Genomic DNA, 16592 nt, shown 5'->3' with positions numbered 1-16592 from the left:
TTTTTTATGGGTACAAAACTAAACAACTTTGGGCAAGGGCTGGGCAAGATGCCCAACTTTATTGCGTTAGATCATCGTATAATTGCAAAGCATTTCAAAAAATGGAACGCTTTTTGAAACATCCTAAAATAAGAAATCCCAATTAGATCGTTAAAACCAGTCACCATGAAAAAAATCTCCTTATTCCTAGGCGCATGCATTTCCCTTTTCCTAATCTCCTGTGAAGGCCCCCCGGGCCCTCCCGGTCTTGATGGTAGGCCCGGTGCCCAAGGTCCGCCGGGTCTGGACGGGGCCGCATTTGAGGCCGTGGCTTTTGAATATGAGGTGGACATGCTCATAAACGATGTGGAGAACAGATATGAATTTGGCCCGGAACTGTACCCGGAAGATGTTTCCCTACTACCAGACGATGTGATATTGATGTATCGGTTGGAAGATGTAGTGGACGGCCTGGATGTTTGGCGACAATTGCCGCAGCCGTTTTTTTCGGTGGAAGGCCTGCTGTACTACAACTTTGACTTTACCCAAGGCGATTTCAGCATTTTCCTGGAGCCTGAGTTCGATGTGGCCCTGACCCCAGCCGCCTTGGTTGAAGCCCAAGTGTTCCGCGTGGTGGTGATTCCCGCCAATTTAGGTGTTACCGGAAAACTGGATACCAGTGACATCCATCGTGTCATGGGGCGGTTTGGCATCACCGAGGACGATGTGAGGAAGGTAACCCTGCCCAAATAAGCAGCACCATAAAGGCCGGGGATGGATGCCATCCCCGGCCTTTTCTTGTAAAATCATTAACAAACTGGCAAGGGAAGTTGGCGTAACTTTGAAAAAAAAAGTGTTATGAAATGAGCCATATCAATGCTGGATACCAACCCAAATGTTGGTTGGCGAATGATACCCGCCTGAAACCGAACGGGCAGGTCTGACCTTAAAAAGACAAATACATAGCAACAGATGAAAATACATGTAGGAATCCTAATACTGCTCTTTATGGTAAGCTGCAAGGGAGAGGCACAGCAAAAAGACGTGGCGTCCGCGACAAGCACCGACACCAAAAAAACCTTTCCCGTGAGCAAGAGCGAAGCGGAATGGAAAAAAGAGCTGAGCCCCGAAGCATTCTATGTACTTCGCAAAGCGGCCACGGAGAACCCCTTTACCAGCCCGTTGCTGGAGAACAAGGAAAAGGGCACTTACGTATGCGCGGGCTGCGGGCATCCGCTGTTCAAGAGCAGTACCAAGTTCGACTCCGGTACCGGATGGCCCAGTTTTTACGAAGAAATTGAGGGCAATGTTGCCTATGACGTGGACTATAAAATTGGCTACAAGAGAACGGAAGAACACTGCGCCAATTGCGGAGGTCACCTGGGCCATGTTTTTGATGATGGCCCCGCCCCCACCGGAAAACGCCACTGCATCAACGGAGTGGCCCTGAAATTTGTTCCGGATACGAAATGATGGAAGCAAAATGATGCCCCCGCCCATGGACGTAACATCATCCAATGTGCCCTTTTTTTTCCGCAAAGCTTCCGCTGGGTCAACCCCATAGGCCCCACCTGGCCAACGCCAAGGCAATGTGCCCCCGTTTGGCGGGCCAATACGGTGCGGCCAAGGCGCCTATCTTGGAAAAGAGGGCGTACCTCCAAAGGGCATTTTCCAGGCCTGCCAGATACCGCCCGATATTTGCGCCCCTGCATTGTCCATAAGCGGGGGTTTTGTATTTTTGCACGGCCTTAGGGCATCTCAGATACAAATTTCAAAAACGTAACAACATGAGCAATTTTGACGTAATTGTTTTGGGCAGTGGTCCCGGCGGATATGTAACGGCCATCAGGGCATCCCAATTGGGGCTTAAAACCGCAATCATTGAAAAGGAAAGCCTCGGGGGCGTATGCCTCAACTGGGGCTGCATTCCCACAAAGGCCCTGCTGAAATCCGCACAGGTTTTTGAATATTTACAGCACGCGGGCGATTATGGCCTTAAGGCAGAGGGCGTGGACAAGGATTTTGATGCCGTGGTAAAGCGCAGCCGCAATGTGGCCGATGGGATGAGCAAGGGCGTACAGTTTTTGATGAAAAAGAACAAGATCGAGGTGATCAATGGTTTTGGTACCCTAAAACCCGGAAAAAAGGTTTCCGTAAAGGCCGCAGATGGCAGCACCACGGAATACGGTGCAGACCACATCATCATTGCCACCGGGGCCAGGAGCAGGGAACTGCCCAGCCTGCCCCAGGACGGAAAAAAAATCATAGGGTACAGAAAGGCCATGACCTTGGAAAAACAGCCCAAGAAAATGGTGGTTGTGGGCAGTGGTGCCATTGGCATAGAGTTTGCCTACTTCTACAATGCCATGGGCACCGACGTGACCGTGGTGGAATACCTGCCCAACATTGTGCCCGTGGAAGACGAGGAAATTTCCAAGCAATTGGAGCGCAGTTTCAAAAAAGAAGGCATCAAAATAATGACCTCGGCCGAAGTGACCCACGTGGACACTTCCGGAGAAGGGGTCAAGGTGAACGTGAAAAAGGAAAAGGGGGCCGAAATCCTGGAGGCAGATATCGTGCTTTCTGCCGTGGGCATCAAGACCAACATTGAGAACATAGGCCTGGAAGAGGTGGGCATTGCCGTGGATCGTGACAAGATCGTGGTGAACGACTACTACCAGACCAACATTCCGGGCTACTATGCCATTGGCGATGTAACCCCTGGCCCGGCACTGGCGCACGTGGCCTCTGCGGAAGGCATCCTTTGCGTGGAAAAAATAGCCGGGATGCACGTGGAGGCATTGGATTACGGTAACATTCCCGGTTGTACCTATTGCCTACCTGAAATTGCGTCGGTGGGGCTCACCGAAAAACAGGCCAGGGAAAAGGGCTTGGACATCAAGGTGGGCAAGTTTCCCTTTTCGGCCAGCGGCAAGGCCCAGGCATCTGGCACGCCCACCGGTTTTGTAAAGGTCATTTTTGACGCCAAATACGGCGAATGGCTGGGTTGCCATATGATCGGCGCCGGGGTAACGGACATGATTGCGGAAGCGGTGTTGGCCCGTAAATTGGAGACCACCGGGCACGAAGTGCTCAAGGCGGTGCATCCGCACCCCACTATGAGCGAAGCCGTGATGGAAGCCGTGGCCGATGCCTATGACGAGGTAATTCATTTATAACCATAAAGGGAACTGATATGCTGCCCATCTTTAGAGTCACCGCCATTTTGGAGGGTATTTCCTATCTGGCCCTTTTTGGGGTCACCATGCCGCTTAAATATTGGGCGGAAATCCCAGGCCCAAACATTATTGTGGGGTACATTCACGGTGCCCTGTTCATTGCCTTCATTGCACTGGCGCTCATTGTCTGTGTCCAAAAAAAATGGGGGCTTAAGCGTTTTGCCATATTTGGTGTGGCCTCCCTGCTCCCCTTTGCCACTTTTTATGTGGAGGACAAGTATCTGAAGAAAGTGGCGGCCTAACGCACAACTGGGTCACTTTTAGCGAAGGAATGCGGCACAAAAGAGCGCCACGCAGCGCCCTGGCCAGGTAAAACGGTGGTTGCGCCATAGCGGCTTAAGCTGAACGCAGGGCTTAAGAGCCGGAGCAAAACTCGGAGTGACAGATGCCCAACGGAGGGCTTTGCCAGAGGAAAAAGGCATCCTATTAAAGTAAAAGCATAAACTAAAATGCCGGTGGAAGGGCGTTCCACCAGCATTTTTTTGTGCGCAGCCTGTACCTTATCTTAATCTGGACTGGCCACCATTTTAAAAACGTTCCCGCCCAAATCACAGAGGTAGAGTTCATTTTCGGCATCCGTGCCAAAGGAAGCCAGGCTTAAACGGGATTCCAACAAGAGCTCATTGTCCTTGGTTTCAGGGTCAAAGGCCCAGACGCGGCCACTCACAAAATCGCCATAGACATAGTTTCCCATAAGGGAAGGCAACGCCGTGCCGCGGTACACGAAGCCCCCGGTAATGGAACGATCGCCACTGTCATGGCCATATTCAAACACCGGAGGGGTTAGTCCGCCCACTTCACAATCCCCGGAAAAGCAAGAAGTGCCCTCCAAAATCTTCCAACCATAATTGCCCCCCTTGGCCACCACATTGATCTCTTCCCTTTCTCCCTGGCCCACATCGGCCGTCCAGAGGGTACCGGTCCGGGCATCAAAACTCATGCGCCAGGGATTGCGAAAGCCGTAGGCATAGATCTCTGGCCTCACGTTGGCCTCATCCAAAAAGGGATTGTCCTCTGGTATGGCGTAATTTGCCCCATTGGCTTTATTGTCCACATCCAATCTGAGAATGTTGCCCAACAGGTTGCCCCTGTTCTGGGCATTGTTCTGTGGGTCGCCACTGTCCCCACCATCGCCCGTGGCAATGTAGAGGTAACCGTCAGGACCAAAGGCAATCTGCCCGCCATTGTGGTTGGTAAAAGGCTGCGGTATTTCCAAGATGACCTCTTCGCTCGCCACATCTGCCACCGCCGGTGTCCCGCTCACGGTGAACTTGGATACCCGGGCCATGGTCCTGTTGGGTGTGTAGAACACAAAGAAATGGCCATTGCTGCTGTAATTGGGATGAAATGCCAGGCCCAACAAACCCTGTTCGCTGCTGGTGGATATGCCGCCAAGGGTGAGGAAATCGGTGCCCGTCCCTTCCCCATTGGCAGGCAATTTTACAATACGTCCTTTTTTCTCCACCACATAAACAAAACCACTGTCCCCATTGGCTACCTGCAAATCCAAAGGTTGGTCCAAAGCAGCGTTGGGAAAGGCATTCACAAGCAGCAGCTCCTGCTCCACATCCGGATCGGGGAGTTCCGTTTCATTCCTGTCTTCAGACGCACAGGAAATAATCAATAACACTAAAAACAAAACGAAAAGTTTGGAATCCATCATCGGGAGCACATTTATCTATGTACGCACTTTGGATACAACTTGGATTTCCATGGCGGTTCCCTTACGCTGATCGGGAATTGATAAAACTGGTGATGGCCAAGTCATAGCCCAGCAACCCAAATCCCAAAATAACCCCTTTGGCAGATGGGGCTATGTAAGAAACGTGCCTAAAGGACTCCCGCTGGTGCGTATTGGAAATATGCACCTCTACCACTGGGTTGGCAACAGCCTTTACGGCATCTCCAATGCCCACGGAGGTGTGGGTATAGGCCCCGGCATTGAGCACAATCCCATCATGATCAAAACCCGTTTCCTGAATCTTGGAAATGATTTCCCCTTCAATGTTGGATTGGAAGTAATGCAGCTCCACATTCTTGAACTTGGACCGGAGCTGTTCCAAATACTCCTCAAAGGTCTCATGACCATACACCTCTGGCTCCCGTTTGCCCAACAGGTTCAGGTTTGGGCCGTTGATGATGATGATTTTCATAAGGTAGAGGCGCTATTGGGTTAAAAGGTAACTTTTGTTCTAAAAGAAATAGAGCACCCCCAGTTGCAAGGTGGCGTTCCTTACATTGAGCGATCCCCCCAACGGACCGTTGTAGCGATCGCTAAGGGCAAAGGCATACCGGCCCTGTAGGGAAATGTTGGAGGTAACCTTGTATCCGAGGCCCACGGCCAGGTCCACGGCGGTGGAGCGCAGCACGTCGTCCACATCCCCATTGCCGCCAACCACGCCCTGAATATCGCGTATGGCACGTTTTATGTCGTTCAGATTGGTGGAGAAATTTAGCTGTGGCCCGGCCTGCAAAAAGAAATTATCGCCCAAGAAATATTTTAACATCACGGGCAAATAAACAAAGCCCAAATCTCCGGCACTGCCGTAAAGAAGCTCTGGCTGAATGTGCAGGGCATCGGTGGCGGCAATGTCCGCGGCCACCCCCACATAGAAACCGGTTTTGTTCACGGCATCTATATTGGCCAAGTTAAAGCCCAGAGCCGAAACATTGATGTCCGCATTGGTGTTCAGAAGACCGCCCGACAGGCCAAACTTGGGAAGCGACTGGCCCATTGCGGTGGAGACACAGAGCCCAAAAAGCAGGTAAAGAATTCCATTTTTCATAAGGGTACAGGTTAGTGTTAACAAGCATCAAATATAAGAAACTTGTGGGGCATTGGGAATACCCTTCAAAATTTCCTTTACCATGGCTTAACCACCATCGCCGTTGACCCCATATGCCCCCTGTTTCGGGCAAACGGCGGCAAGGACGTGCCAACATACCCCAGCACACCCTTATTTTTTTAGGTAGGCCGCCCAAAAAGGCAAGGGAAAGTCCGAACAGGCACCGCCGCTGCGCATTGAAAAGGGCATTAAAAACCTCTCAATGGGCCTTTCCAAATCAAAGCATACCGTGTAGCAATGCCGGGGACCTTGGGGCGACCCGGGTGTTAAAACAAGAAGAGGACACCAAATAGAAAACTGGAATAAGACACATCGGCATTGACCCCCACATAGGAGATATTGAGCTCTGTGCTGCCCCCGCTGATATCCAATCCCAGGGATGGGCGGTAGTAAAGTCCGCCCCCATTGTCCTCATTGATGCCCAAGGCATACCCCACATCACCACCAAACTTTACCGCACTTCCGGGATACACCCGGAACGAAGCGGCCAATGGGACGAATTGAAAATTATCGAACTGGGTTTCCAGCAACACCCCCCCGGCAGATAGCTCTTGTTTCTCACCAAAGGCATTGGAAAAGCCCGTGGCAAGACCCAGGTCCAAGACTTTGGTAACGCCCCAGTGCTGGTAAACGTCCAGTCCAAGGACAAAGCTATAGGCCTCCGAAAGGTCTCCGGCCACGATACCACCGTTTAGGCCCGCCCTAAAAGTAGTGCGATCCACGTATTGGGCCTGGGATGATGCAAAGCATCCGAGAAGAAAAAGAGAAAAGACAACAAATTTCATAAGGCTATTTTATGATACCCATATAACGCACTGTTGGGCCCATTGGGCCTTTTGTACCAAGAGGATATATGTTACAACATAACTTCTGCATGAACAGCTAACGCCACTGAAAACATTTTGTTGCACAAAAAAAGCGAAAGATCACTCTTTCGCTTTTCTCATATAAGGTGGTCTTTAGCTTAGTCAAAGGCATACCTGAATCCAAGGGAAAAGGCACCGGCCTCAAACCGATCACCCTCAAAACCCTCAGACAATCCCAGTAGGGGTCGCCATGCCACGCTAAACGCCAAGGGAACGTCTGGAATTTTTAAAATCCAATCCCACGTGGGGCCGCAGGCCAAACCCCGCATCGCCATCGGTCACCAAAAATATGCTGGGACCCGCCCCGGCGAAACATCTTGGGCCAGAAGCGCTTTCACACTCCTTATGGTAACTGTACAAAAACGTTAAGGCGGTGGGACCATCATCAAAACCAAGGTTAAATTGGGCCGCCACCCTCCTAAAAACCTGACCAACCGAAGCCGCCCCCGCCTTATGTTGCAACTTGACGAAGGTAATTTTCCCCGGATATCGTGGCTTCACGCATAGGCCCGGCTATTTGAAGATTTCCCGGACGGTGTCTTGGTATCGGTTTCCTTAGGGCTTGTGCCTTGTTTTGGTTTAAGTGTATCTTTGAGGACCATGAAATGGCAACAGGCAAAAGAAGATTACGGACACTACCTAAAATTGGAACGTGGACTCTCGGCAAACACGGTAAAGAGCTATTTGCTGGACATTGAGAAACTTATTCGTTTCCTGCACAAGAGACAAATAAAGCAAACGCCCCTTTCCATTGACAGGGAATCCCTACAATTTTTTATCTATGAGACCGCCAAGGAGGTAAACCCCCGCACCCAGGCGCGACTTATGTCCGGGTTAAAAGGGTTTTTTAACTATCTCTTGTTCGAGGAGTACCGCACCGACCACCCCATGGACCTGATCGAAAGTCCCAAAGTGGGAAGAAAATTGCCCGATACCCTATCGGTGGAGGAAATAAACCAACTCATTGCGGCCATAGACCTGGGCAGACCCGAGGGAGAACGCAACAGGGCCATGCTGGAAACCCTCTACGGCTGCGGTCTGCGCGTTTCCGAACTCATTGGCCTTAGCCTGTCCGACCTTTATTTTGAGGAAGATTTCATCAAGGTCACGGGCAAGGGCAACAAACAGCGATTTGTACCCATAAGCCACATCAACAAGAAGTACATTGACCTTTACAGAAATCAGGTGAGGGTGCACCAGACCATCCAAAAAGGACACGAAGACATTCTCTTTCTGAACCGTAGGGGCCGTAAACTGAGCCGGGCCATGGTGTTCACCATCATCAAGGACCTGGCCAGGCGCATTGATCTTGGCAAGAACATTGGCCCCCACACCTTTAGGCACTCCTTTGCCACCCACCTCCTGGAGAACGGGGCCGATCTGCGCGCCATACAGCAAATGCTGGGGCACAAGAGCATTACCACCACGGAAGTGTACCTGCACATGGACCGTACCCATCTGGCCCGGGCCCTGCAAACCTACCACCCCAGAAACGCGGCCACCCCATGAACCATGGCCCGGAAACAAAAACTGAAATTGCGCTGTAACATAATCGGGACAATGACGACCAATGTCCCAAGAACCACCGACCCAACGTGAACAAAGATCTGGAACATCAATTTGTGACGGAGCTGGAAGACAATCAGAACATTGTCCACAAGGTCTGTACCCTGTACACCCATACCAAAGATGCCCATGACGATCTGTTCCAAGAGATTACCATACAGCTCTGGAAGGCCTATCCCAAGTTTCGGGGAGATGCCAAATTCAGTACATGGATGTACCGGGTGGCCCTGAACACGGCCATTACCCTGTACCGGAAATCCAAGAAAAGAATAGATGCCCAGAACTATGACTCGGTCATTTTTAAAATTAAGGCAGATGAATATGATGGGACGCAAGAAGAACAACTAAGGCTCATGTACAAAGCGATCCGCGAATTGGGAGACATAGACAAGGCCCTGGTGTTCATGTACCTGGAAAACAAGAATTATGCAGAAATCTCGGAAATACTGGGTATCACCGAGGTCAATGCCAGAGTAAAGATGAACCGCATCAAGACAAAATTAAGAACGATCCTGAATCCCTAAAGCCATGACGGACGAACTGGAATTACTGAAACGCGATTGGCAGAAAAAAGATGCACAACTCCCCAAGTTGTCGTACACGGAACTGCGCAATCTGATCTGGAAACGATCCTCATCCATTGTCAAATGGATCTGGGTCATTAGCATTTTGGAGTTCTCACTTCCGCATTTGTTGTACCTCCTACCCTCCGTGCGCAATGGCGAAGGCCTAAAAATGTACGACAATATGGGCATAGGCACCCCGCTGTTGGTGATCTCTATCGTATATTACGTGGTCGCGCTCTATTTCATTGTGCAGTTCTACCGGAGGTTCAAGGAGATTTCCGTACTGGACAATTCCAAAAAACTGATGCGCAACATCATCAACACCCGCAGAACGGTGAAGCACTACATCGTTTTTTCCTTGAGCACCATTGTGGTGAGCATTTTGGTGATCCTTTTTGGTTTTTACATTACGGACGACTTTTCTGCGGCGATGCCCAATATGGCGGCATCCCTGCAAAAGTTGGATCCACAAAAGATAAAGGTTACCCTTATGGTCTCCATTGGTGCTTTTGGTCTGATCCTACTGGCCGTGGTGGGCACGATCTACTTTTTGCTGTACGGCCTGCTGCTGCGAAAGCTCAAGAAAAATTACGCCGAACTGAGGAGTATGGAACTTTGAAAAGAATGCTGTTGCCTAAGTAAATTAAGGGCCCCAAGCCCGGGACAGCTGCCCAAGAACACCATCGTTTTTTATGGGGTGGTGGGAATTTTTATGATCCAAGCCCTATGTGGCGGGCAAATTAAGATTCCACATCATCATCTTGCATGGCCCGTTTTCGGTTTCGGTACCTTCTCTTTTCATTTTCCTTTTCGTAGGCCGCCAGATCCTTTTTGGGAATGACCTTTAAAAAAGAGGGATGCTGCTCAATGGCGTACTCCAACTTTTCAATGATGGACTCCGTGGTCTCATTTTCGTAGTCGATCTCCAAGGGCTGCTTGATCACCATGGATTGCAAAATTCCCTTTTTCTTGATCTGCAGTCCCTTTTTGTCAAAAGAACGCCTAAAGCCGTCAATGACCACGGGCACCACAATGGGCCTGTATTTTTTGATGATGTGCGCCGTTCCCTTTCGCAAGGGCTTCCATGGCGTGGTGGTGCCCTGGGGAAAGGTAATGACCCAACCATCGTCCAAGGCGGTGCCAATATTGGTAATATCGCTCATTTTCACCTGTCGGTTCACGTTCTTGCCCTCGGCCCTCCAGGTACGTTCCACACTAATTGAGCCAGCATAGGCCAAAATTTTGGTCAAAAGACTTTTTTTCATCGTCTCCGCCGCCGCCACGTAGTACATGTTCAACTTGGGTTGCCAAATGTATCCCAGGTTTTTAATGGAGTCCTGCCTGCCGCTCAAGCTGGCGTTGAACACGTGGAACATGGCCACCACATCGGCAAAATAGGTTTGGTGGTTGCTCACAAAAAGCACATTCCTGTCCGGTAGGGCGCGGATGACCTCAGATCCGTCAATTTCAAGTTTATTGAAACGCTTGTAGCGCTGGTGCGTCAGTACGGCCAAAATGCGTATCAACCACTTTTTGATCAACAAATTGTGTCCGAAAGGGTTTTTAGAAAATATTCCCATGGGGCTAAAATAACAAAACAAGTGCTATATGACCTGTTTCAGCATCACTTTTATCTCGTTCAGCATCATCGCCGTGGCGCCCCATACAATGTAACCGTTCAATTTAAAGGCAGGCACCTCCATCTCATGGGCGTAGGAGGTGCTCAGCTTCCTTTTTACCACGTTGGCATCCGACAAAAAGTCCGAAAGGGGCACTTGGAGTATGCGCGCTACCTCGCTTTCCTGACGCACAAAGGGACCTGGCCTTCGGTACAGGCCCAAAAAAGGATGAACCTGGTAATTGCTGGGCGGAATATAGATTTCGGAAAGGGAACGCACCAGCTCCACGGCCTCTTGGGGCACGCCCACTTCTTCGTGGGTCTCCCTCAGTGCCGTGTGGGCCAAGTCCCGATCGGCGGGCTCCTGCTTGCCGCCGGGGAGCCCCACTTGATTGGAATGTATGCCGGGGTAGGTTTTGCGCAAAATGCAGAGCAGGTGGGTCTGCCCTTGCCCATTGGGGTAAAAGAGGGCCATGACCCCAGCTTTTTTTGGATTTGTTTTGATGCGCTCCAAGCGGGCCATTTCCTTTAAACGCGCCTTTGGTGCCATTTTATGGTGCGAAGCCTGCCCCGGTAGGGGGAGATTTTTTATTTTTGGTATCCGTTGTTCAAAAAGCTCAAAATCCATGCGCTTCCCTAAAATTATTATTCCCCTGCTCGCCCTTGTCCTTACGGGCCTGGCCTGTAAAGATACTCCCAAACCGAAAAAAAACACACAGGAAACCAATAGAACGCCCAAAGATAGCTTGAAGCAAGGCCAACAACCCCCTGCCGAAGAGCAAAAGGACACCTTTAGGCTCACCGAGGACAACGCCATAGATTTCTTTTTTGAGTACAATAAGACCCTGGAGGCGAACAAAGTGAAAATGACCACCAACCACGGTAGTTTTGTTATTGAGCTCTATGACAATGTGCCCTACCACAAGGCCAATTTCATTTATCTGGCACGCCAGGGCTATTTTGATTTTACACAGTTTCACCGCGTGGTCAAGGATTTCATTATCCAGGGGGGCAACTCGGACGATCGCAAGACCGCCAAGAAAAGGACGGCCATTGGCCGCTACCTCTTGCCACCGGACACCAGAAAGGGACACAGGCACCATAGGGGAACCGTTTCCATGCCCAGCAGTGAAATGAACAACCCGCACATGCTGGCCTCTCCCTATGAATTCTTCATTGTGGTCAAAGATCCCGGCTCCTACCACTTGGATGGGGACTACACCCCCTTTGGGAGGGTGGTGCAGGGAATGAATGTGGTGGACAAGATCAACGCCCAGCCCGTGGGCAAGGGAGATTGGCCCTCCCAGAACATTTACATAGAAAAAGCAGAGGTGTTGGAGTAGGCCTTCCGCGGCCCCACGGGGTGGTACCGCACCCAGACGAAAGCGATAAGGGCAAACTCTTGCCCGCCCTGTCTTGGCCTTGCCCAAATCCGGGGCGCTAAAACCTCCCTTGGCCCCGTTATCTTTGGGCCTGCACGGCAAAAGCCACTGCCCTGGCACGCTCAAGGTGTTCTACGCCCTTACCGGAATCATGCCGCCCCCAACGGTGGCCAAGACCTTTTTCGTTGTATCTTTGCCGTTCCAAAAAAAAACTTGCAGATACAATGGATTCCCTCACCCAAATAGTTCTCGGTGCGGCCGTGGGTGAAGCCGTACTGGGCAAGAAAGTAGGCAACAGGGCCATGCTATGGGGTGCGGTGGCGGGCACCATTCCCGATCTGGACATCGTTTCCCGATATTTTGTGGACGTGGTCACGGCAACGGAGTGGCACCGGGGCATTAGCCATTCCATCTTTTTTGCCCTGTGCTTTGCCCCGCTCTTTGGCTGGTTGGTCTGGCGCTTGTACCGAAAACAGCAGGCCACCTGGCAGGGATGGTCCCTACTTTTCTTTTGGTGCATGTTTACCCACCCCCTGCTGGATGCCTTTACCACCTGGGGAACCCAGCTCTTCTGGCCGCTGGACCTGCGTCTGGCCTTTCAGAACATTTTTGTCATAGACCCCTTGTACACCCTGCCCTTTCTGGTATGCCTGCTTTTGGCCATGCGCCAAAAACGCGATGCACCGTTGCGCGCCAAATACCTTAGGACCGGACTATTGCTAAGTAGTTTCTACCTGGTGCTCACCCTGGTGTTCAAAGGCTTTGCCCACCAAAAGTTTACGGCAGCGCTGCAGGAGCAGGGCATTTTGCACCAAGCCATGGATACCCGTCCGGCCCCCTTGAACAGTATCCTCTGGATGGCCAATGTAGATACCCCCGAGGCCTATCTCATTGGCGATTACTCTTTCTTTGATACCCAGCCCATTACCTTTGCCCCTGTGCCAAAAAACCACGAGCTATTGGGACCACTCGCGGCCCATGACAAGGTAAAGCGCTTGATCGCCATTTCAGAGGGCTGGTACGCCATTACCCAAAAAGAGGGGCGACTCTTTTTCAACGACCTTAGATTTGGCATGTTGAGCCTAGATGCCGGCGAAGAACAATTTGCCTTTTCCTATGAGCTGCAGCCCACCGCGAACGGGGTGCTCGTAACCGAGGTACCCAAGTTTAGGGGCGATGCCAAAAGACTGCTGGCCGCCCTTTGGGATCGTATTTGGGGCAATTGAACCCAGGAGTTGGCCCTTTGGGATGCGCAGTAAACTGTATTTGGCCATTACTTGGCCCCATGGATATTGGGAAGGGACAGCTTGAATCTCACGGCCAGAAGCCGCAGGGCAATAATGAACGTAATGCCAGAAACATAGGCCCATTTGGCATCTACCGACAAATTGACCAGCACAAAGTAGAGGATCGCCCCAAGGATACAAACGGTGGCGTACACCTCTTTTCTGAAAATCACCGGAATCTCATTGCAGAGAATGTCCCTGATCACCCCACCAAAACTGGCGGTCATGGTCCCCAGGGCAATGCACATAATGGGCAACAGCCCCGCCTCAAGGCCCTTCTCCACCCCCACCATGGTGTACAGTCCAATGCCAATGGTATCAAACAAAAAGAGCGATTTCCGGAAACGGCTCAGGTGCCTTACAAAAACAATGGCCACCAAGACGGTAATGGCAATGGTGACGATGTAGAGGGGCGTTAACATCCATGCCACCGGGGTATTGCCAATGAGAAGGTCCCGCAGGGTGCCCCCTCCAGTGGCCGTGACAAAGGCTATGATAAAGACCCCAAAGACGTCCAGCTTTTTTTCCATGGCCACAAGCACCCCGGAGATGGCAAAGGCCACTGTTCCCAAAATATCTATGAAAAGGTAGAACATGCCCTAGCGCTCTTGGGTGTAATAGCAGTAGTCACTGATAACGGCATCCACGAGCTCCATAGGCTTCAAATCGGTCTTGACATCCATTAACCCCACTATTTTGTTGCTTAGCGAAAGTACCACTTTATGGTCTCCCTTGCCACGGGCTTTCTCATAAACTTCCTTTATGGTCTGCATTTCCCGGTCACTGAAAATGGTGACCTGCGGAAACCGGGGGCTGTAGTCCTCCGGCAGTTGGCGCCAAAGGGTATCTTTCAGGAATATCCGTTTTTTTTCACTGATCACCGTGGTGCCGGCCGCAATGTCCCCCACACGCTGTCCCTTGCCGCTCAACAAAATGGTAAAGACGGCCACCCCGCCGGAACTAATGGAAACATCCAACAAACGTAACATCCACCGTATGAAATAGCTGGCAAAACTGGGTTTGGAACCGTCCAACTTCACCACCCTGAGCTGCATGGCCTGTTTGCCCAAGGTCTGGCCATCCATTAAACTCTCCAACAACAAATAATACAAAAAGCCCGGTAGGAGCATCACCAGGGAAAGGGCCCACTGATCGGCTGGATCCACGTTTAAAAGCACCAAAAGCCAAAAAGCGAGCACGTAATAGATAACGATCACCAAGGTATCTATGAGAAAGGCGAGCATGCGATCCCCCAGATGCGCTGCGTTCTGGGAAATGCCCACATTTTGGGCCGTTTCTATTTGAAATTGTTCCATTGTTTTGTTTCTTTGGCTGAAACCCGGTTGAAGATGCGCGAGGCAGCTTTCGTGAAACAAAATAAGGACAAATGGTCCACTTTTGAAAGTGCCTTGGCCAACAAAACGGTTCTGGAACCCGATGTATTGTCCGACCTTTACATTGAGGTCACGGATCATCTAAGCTACGCCAAGACCTTTTTCCCGGGAAGCAATACCGCCCTGTACCTCAATGGGCTGGCTGCCAAGGCCCACCAAAAGATCTACCGTACCAAAAAAGAGTCCAGAAACAGGATATGGAATTTCTGGAAATTGGAGTTTCCCTCCATCTTTGCCAATTTTCACCGGGAGTTGCTCATTGCCTTCCTCACCTTTGTTTTCTTTAGCTCGGTGGGAGCCTACTCCGCGGCAAATGACGGCGATTTTGTGCGCTCCATTTTGGGAGATGGCTACGTGAACATGACCTTGGAAAACATTGAAAAGGGAGACCCTATGGCGGTTTACAAACAAATGGGCGAGTTCAATATGTTTCTGGGCATTACCTTGAACAACATCCGGGTGGCCCTCTTGGCCTTTGTCTATGGCATCCTGCTCGGGGTGGGCACCTTGTTCATCATGATGCAGAACGGCATTATGCTGGGCAGTTTTCAATATTTCTTTTACGATCAGGGGCTGTTGTGGGAATCAATGCGCACCATCTGGATACACGGCACCATTGAGATATCTGTCATTGTCATTGCGGGTTGTGCGGGGCTGGTCTTGGCCAACGGCATCTTGTTCCCGGGCACCTACACCCGCTTGGAATCCTTTAAGAGAGGGGTAAGGAACGGCCTAAAGATCATGGTGAGCACCGTACCCTTCTTTATCCTTGCCGGTTTTTTGGAAGGCTTTGTTACCAGACATACCCAAATGCCGGATGCCCTGGCCATAGCCATCATCCTGTGCTCCTTGGCACTGATGATTTTTTATTACATCATATACCCCATAAAACTTAAAAAGAAGCTCACCGATGAACAGCGATTACATTGAATTCAAAAAAGAGCGCGAACTGGGAGAAATTCTCACGGACACCTTTGCGTTCATAAGAACCCAATTTAAACCTTTCTTCAACACCTATTTTAAAATCGTGGGGCCCTACCTCTTGGTCATGGTGATGGCCCTACTGGCCTATCTCTATTTTGCGGGAGACACCATGAGCTATTTTATGATCGATGTGGACAGTGAAATAGCCAACCTTGCCACGGTGGGGGGCGTTGGCCTGGTCTATGTCCTGTCCCTTGTGGTGGTCTATACCATGTCCCAATCCACCGCCCTGCATTACATAAAGTCCTATGCCAATGGAAAGGGCACCATAGATTTTGATACCATTAAGAAGGATGTTTATGTCAGTTTTTGGACCTTTCTGGGCTTGGGCATCATGGTGGGCCTTACCCTCTTGGTGGGATTGATGCTCTGCATTTTGCCCGGCATCTACCTCTATGTGCCCCTGGCCCTTTCCTTTAGTGTGCTGGTGTTTGACAGGATGGACGCTGGCAGCGCTTACAACTATAGCTTTGGTTTGGTAAAGGGTGAATGGTGGATGACCTTTGCCACCATTTTTGTCATAACCCTGATCGTGGCCATTGCCAATTATGCCTTTTCCCTGCCGGCCCAAATATACCAGCTGGTGTCCATGGGGATTTTTTCGGGGGCTTCCGATGCCGAATCCGTGTTCAATCTATTCCAGGACCCCGTGTACCTCTTTTTGAATGCGGTGAGTGCCATTGTGCAATTTCTTATGAACCTGATCAGTGTCATAGCCCTGGTCTTCATCTATTTTAACCTCAACGAAAAAAAGAACTTTACCGGCACCTACGAACGCATTGAAAACTTGGGCAATGGAAAGGACGGCTAAAGCAAACCACCTCGGGACAAGCCCACGAGGCATTTATAAGAAACTGAATTTTGAT

Annotated in this window: 19 protein-coding genes; 11 read left to right on the top strand and 8 right to left on the bottom strand. The window is 50.6% G+C overall.

Features of this window, described 5'->3' with window-relative positions:
- Positions 1-165: 165 nt before the first annotated feature.
- From ACKWCC_RS08945 to ACKWCC_RS08930, 4 genes are all read left to right on the top strand, one after another.
- Entirely contained in the window at positions 166-732 is a 567-nt protein-coding gene (locus tag ACKWCC_RS08945; RefSeq protein ID WP_413995582.1) for a collagen-like protein, read from the top strand.
- A 219-nt stretch (positions 733-951) separates the two neighbouring features.
- Complete coding sequence (msrB, locus tag ACKWCC_RS08940; RefSeq protein ID WP_413995581.1) at positions 952-1452, top strand: peptide-methionine (R)-S-oxide reductase MsrB; 501 nt, start codon at positions 952-954, stop codon at positions 1450-1452.
- A gap of 314 nt (positions 1453-1766) precedes the next feature.
- Positions 1767-3158, top strand: coding sequence for a dihydrolipoyl dehydrogenase (lpdA, locus tag ACKWCC_RS08935; RefSeq protein ID WP_413995580.1), 1392 nt, complete (start codon positions 1767-1769; stop codon positions 3156-3158).
- 17 nt (positions 3159-3175) lie between these two features.
- Entirely contained in the window at positions 3176-3460 is a 285-nt protein-coding gene (locus ACKWCC_RS08930) for a DUF3817 domain-containing protein (protein ID WP_413995579.1), read from the top strand.
- Between the two features lie 263 nt (positions 3461-3723).
- Here the strand turns inward: ACKWCC_RS08930 and ACKWCC_RS08925 are convergent, their stop codons facing one another.
- The 4 genes from ACKWCC_RS08925 to ACKWCC_RS08910 all read right to left on the bottom strand — a co-directional run bounded on the left by ACKWCC_RS08925 (position 3724) and on the right by ACKWCC_RS08910 (position 6849).
- Positions 3724-4848, bottom strand: coding sequence for a PQQ-dependent sugar dehydrogenase (locus ACKWCC_RS08925; RefSeq protein ID WP_413995696.1), 1125 nt, complete (start codon positions 4846-4848; stop codon positions 3724-3726).
- A 94-nt stretch (positions 4849-4942) separates the two neighbouring features.
- Complete coding sequence (gene aroQ, locus ACKWCC_RS08920) at positions 4943-5371, bottom strand: type II 3-dehydroquinate dehydratase (protein WP_413995578.1); 429 nt, start codon at positions 5369-5371, stop codon at positions 4943-4945.
- Between the two features lie 39 nt (positions 5372-5410).
- Positions 5411-6004: an outer membrane beta-barrel protein gene (locus ACKWCC_RS08915; protein WP_413995577.1), complete on the bottom strand. Its 594-nt coding sequence runs from the start codon at positions 6002-6004 to the stop codon at positions 5411-5413.
- Between the two features lie 326 nt (positions 6005-6330).
- Positions 6331-6849, bottom strand: coding sequence for a hypothetical protein (locus tag ACKWCC_RS08910; RefSeq protein WP_413995576.1), 519 nt, complete (start codon positions 6847-6849; stop codon positions 6331-6333).
- Between the two features lie 681 nt (positions 6850-7530).
- Here ACKWCC_RS08910 and ACKWCC_RS08905 point away from each other — a divergent pair.
- The 3 genes from ACKWCC_RS08905 to ACKWCC_RS08895 all read left to right on the top strand — a co-directional run bounded on the left by ACKWCC_RS08905 (position 7531) and on the right by ACKWCC_RS08895 (position 9681).
- A complete protein-coding gene (locus ACKWCC_RS08905) occupies positions 7531-8439 on the top strand; it encodes a site-specific tyrosine recombinase (protein ID WP_413995575.1) in 909 nt (302 codons plus the stop codon).
- An 86-nt stretch (positions 8440-8525) separates the two neighbouring features.
- On the top strand, positions 8526-9020 hold the full coding sequence (locus ACKWCC_RS08900) for an RNA polymerase sigma factor (protein WP_413995574.1): 495 nt from the start codon (positions 8526-8528) through the stop codon (positions 9018-9020).
- A 4-nt stretch (positions 9021-9024) separates the two neighbouring features.
- Complete coding sequence (locus ACKWCC_RS08895) at positions 9025-9681, top strand: hypothetical protein (protein WP_413995573.1); 657 nt, start codon at positions 9025-9027, stop codon at positions 9679-9681.
- A gap of 121 nt (positions 9682-9802) precedes the next feature.
- On the opposite strand, the gene ACKWCC_RS08890 is transcribed toward ACKWCC_RS08895, so the two are convergent.
- Positions 9803-10642 (bottom strand): lysophospholipid acyltransferase family protein, encoded by an 840-nt coding sequence (locus ACKWCC_RS08890; protein WP_413995572.1) that lies wholly within the window; start codon positions 10640-10642, stop codon positions 9803-9805.
- Between the two features lie 24 nt (positions 10643-10666).
- Complete coding sequence (locus ACKWCC_RS08885) at positions 10667-11308, bottom strand: NUDIX hydrolase (protein WP_413995571.1); 642 nt, start codon at positions 11306-11308, stop codon at positions 10667-10669.
- Between ACKWCC_RS08885 and ACKWCC_RS08880 the strand changes: the two genes are divergently transcribed.
- Positions 11307-12023, top strand: a complete 717-nt coding sequence (locus ACKWCC_RS08880; RefSeq protein WP_413995570.1) for a peptidylprolyl isomerase — start codon at positions 11307-11309, stop codon at positions 12021-12023. The genes ACKWCC_RS08885 and ACKWCC_RS08880 overlap by 2 nt on opposite strands.
- Positions 12024-12286: 263 nt before the next feature.
- Entirely contained in the window at positions 12287-13288 is a 1002-nt protein-coding gene (locus ACKWCC_RS08875) for a metal-dependent hydrolase (protein WP_413995569.1), read from the top strand.
- A gap of 47 nt (positions 13289-13335) precedes the next feature.
- Here the strand turns inward: ACKWCC_RS08875 and ACKWCC_RS08870 are convergent, their stop codons facing one another.
- The gene (locus ACKWCC_RS08870) at positions 13336-13944 is read right to left on the bottom strand and encodes a trimeric intracellular cation channel family protein (RefSeq protein ID WP_413995568.1); all 609 of its coding nucleotides are present in this window, start codon (positions 13942-13944) and stop codon (positions 13336-13338) included.
- Between the two features lie 3 nt (positions 13945-13947).
- Positions 13948-14664 (bottom strand): RDD family protein, encoded by a 717-nt coding sequence (locus ACKWCC_RS08865; RefSeq protein ID WP_413995567.1) that lies wholly within the window; start codon positions 14662-14664, stop codon positions 13948-13950.
- A 33-nt stretch (positions 14665-14697) separates the two neighbouring features.
- Here ACKWCC_RS08865 and ACKWCC_RS08860 point away from each other — a divergent pair, with 33 nt between their 5' ends.
- Both ACKWCC_RS08860 and ACKWCC_RS08855 read left to right on the top strand, forming a co-directional pair.
- Positions 14698-15672 (top strand): stage II sporulation protein M, encoded by a 975-nt coding sequence (locus tag ACKWCC_RS08860; protein WP_413995566.1) that lies wholly within the window; start codon positions 14698-14700, stop codon positions 15670-15672.
- Positions 15653-16537 (top strand): hypothetical protein, encoded by an 885-nt coding sequence (locus tag ACKWCC_RS08855; RefSeq protein WP_413995565.1) that lies wholly within the window; start codon positions 15653-15655, stop codon positions 16535-16537. Before ACKWCC_RS08860 ends, ACKWCC_RS08855 begins: the two co-directional genes overlap by 20 nt.
- The last annotated feature ends 55 nt before the right edge of the window (positions 16538-16592 follow it).

The organism is Maribacter aquimarinus (genome assembly GCF_047345505.1).
Classification (GTDB): Bacteria; Bacteroidota; Bacteroidia; order Flavobacteriales; family Flavobacteriaceae; genus Maribacter.
The sequence above is the reverse complement of the archived record's forward strand: the minus strand, read 5'-3'. Positions and strand labels throughout refer to the sequence as shown.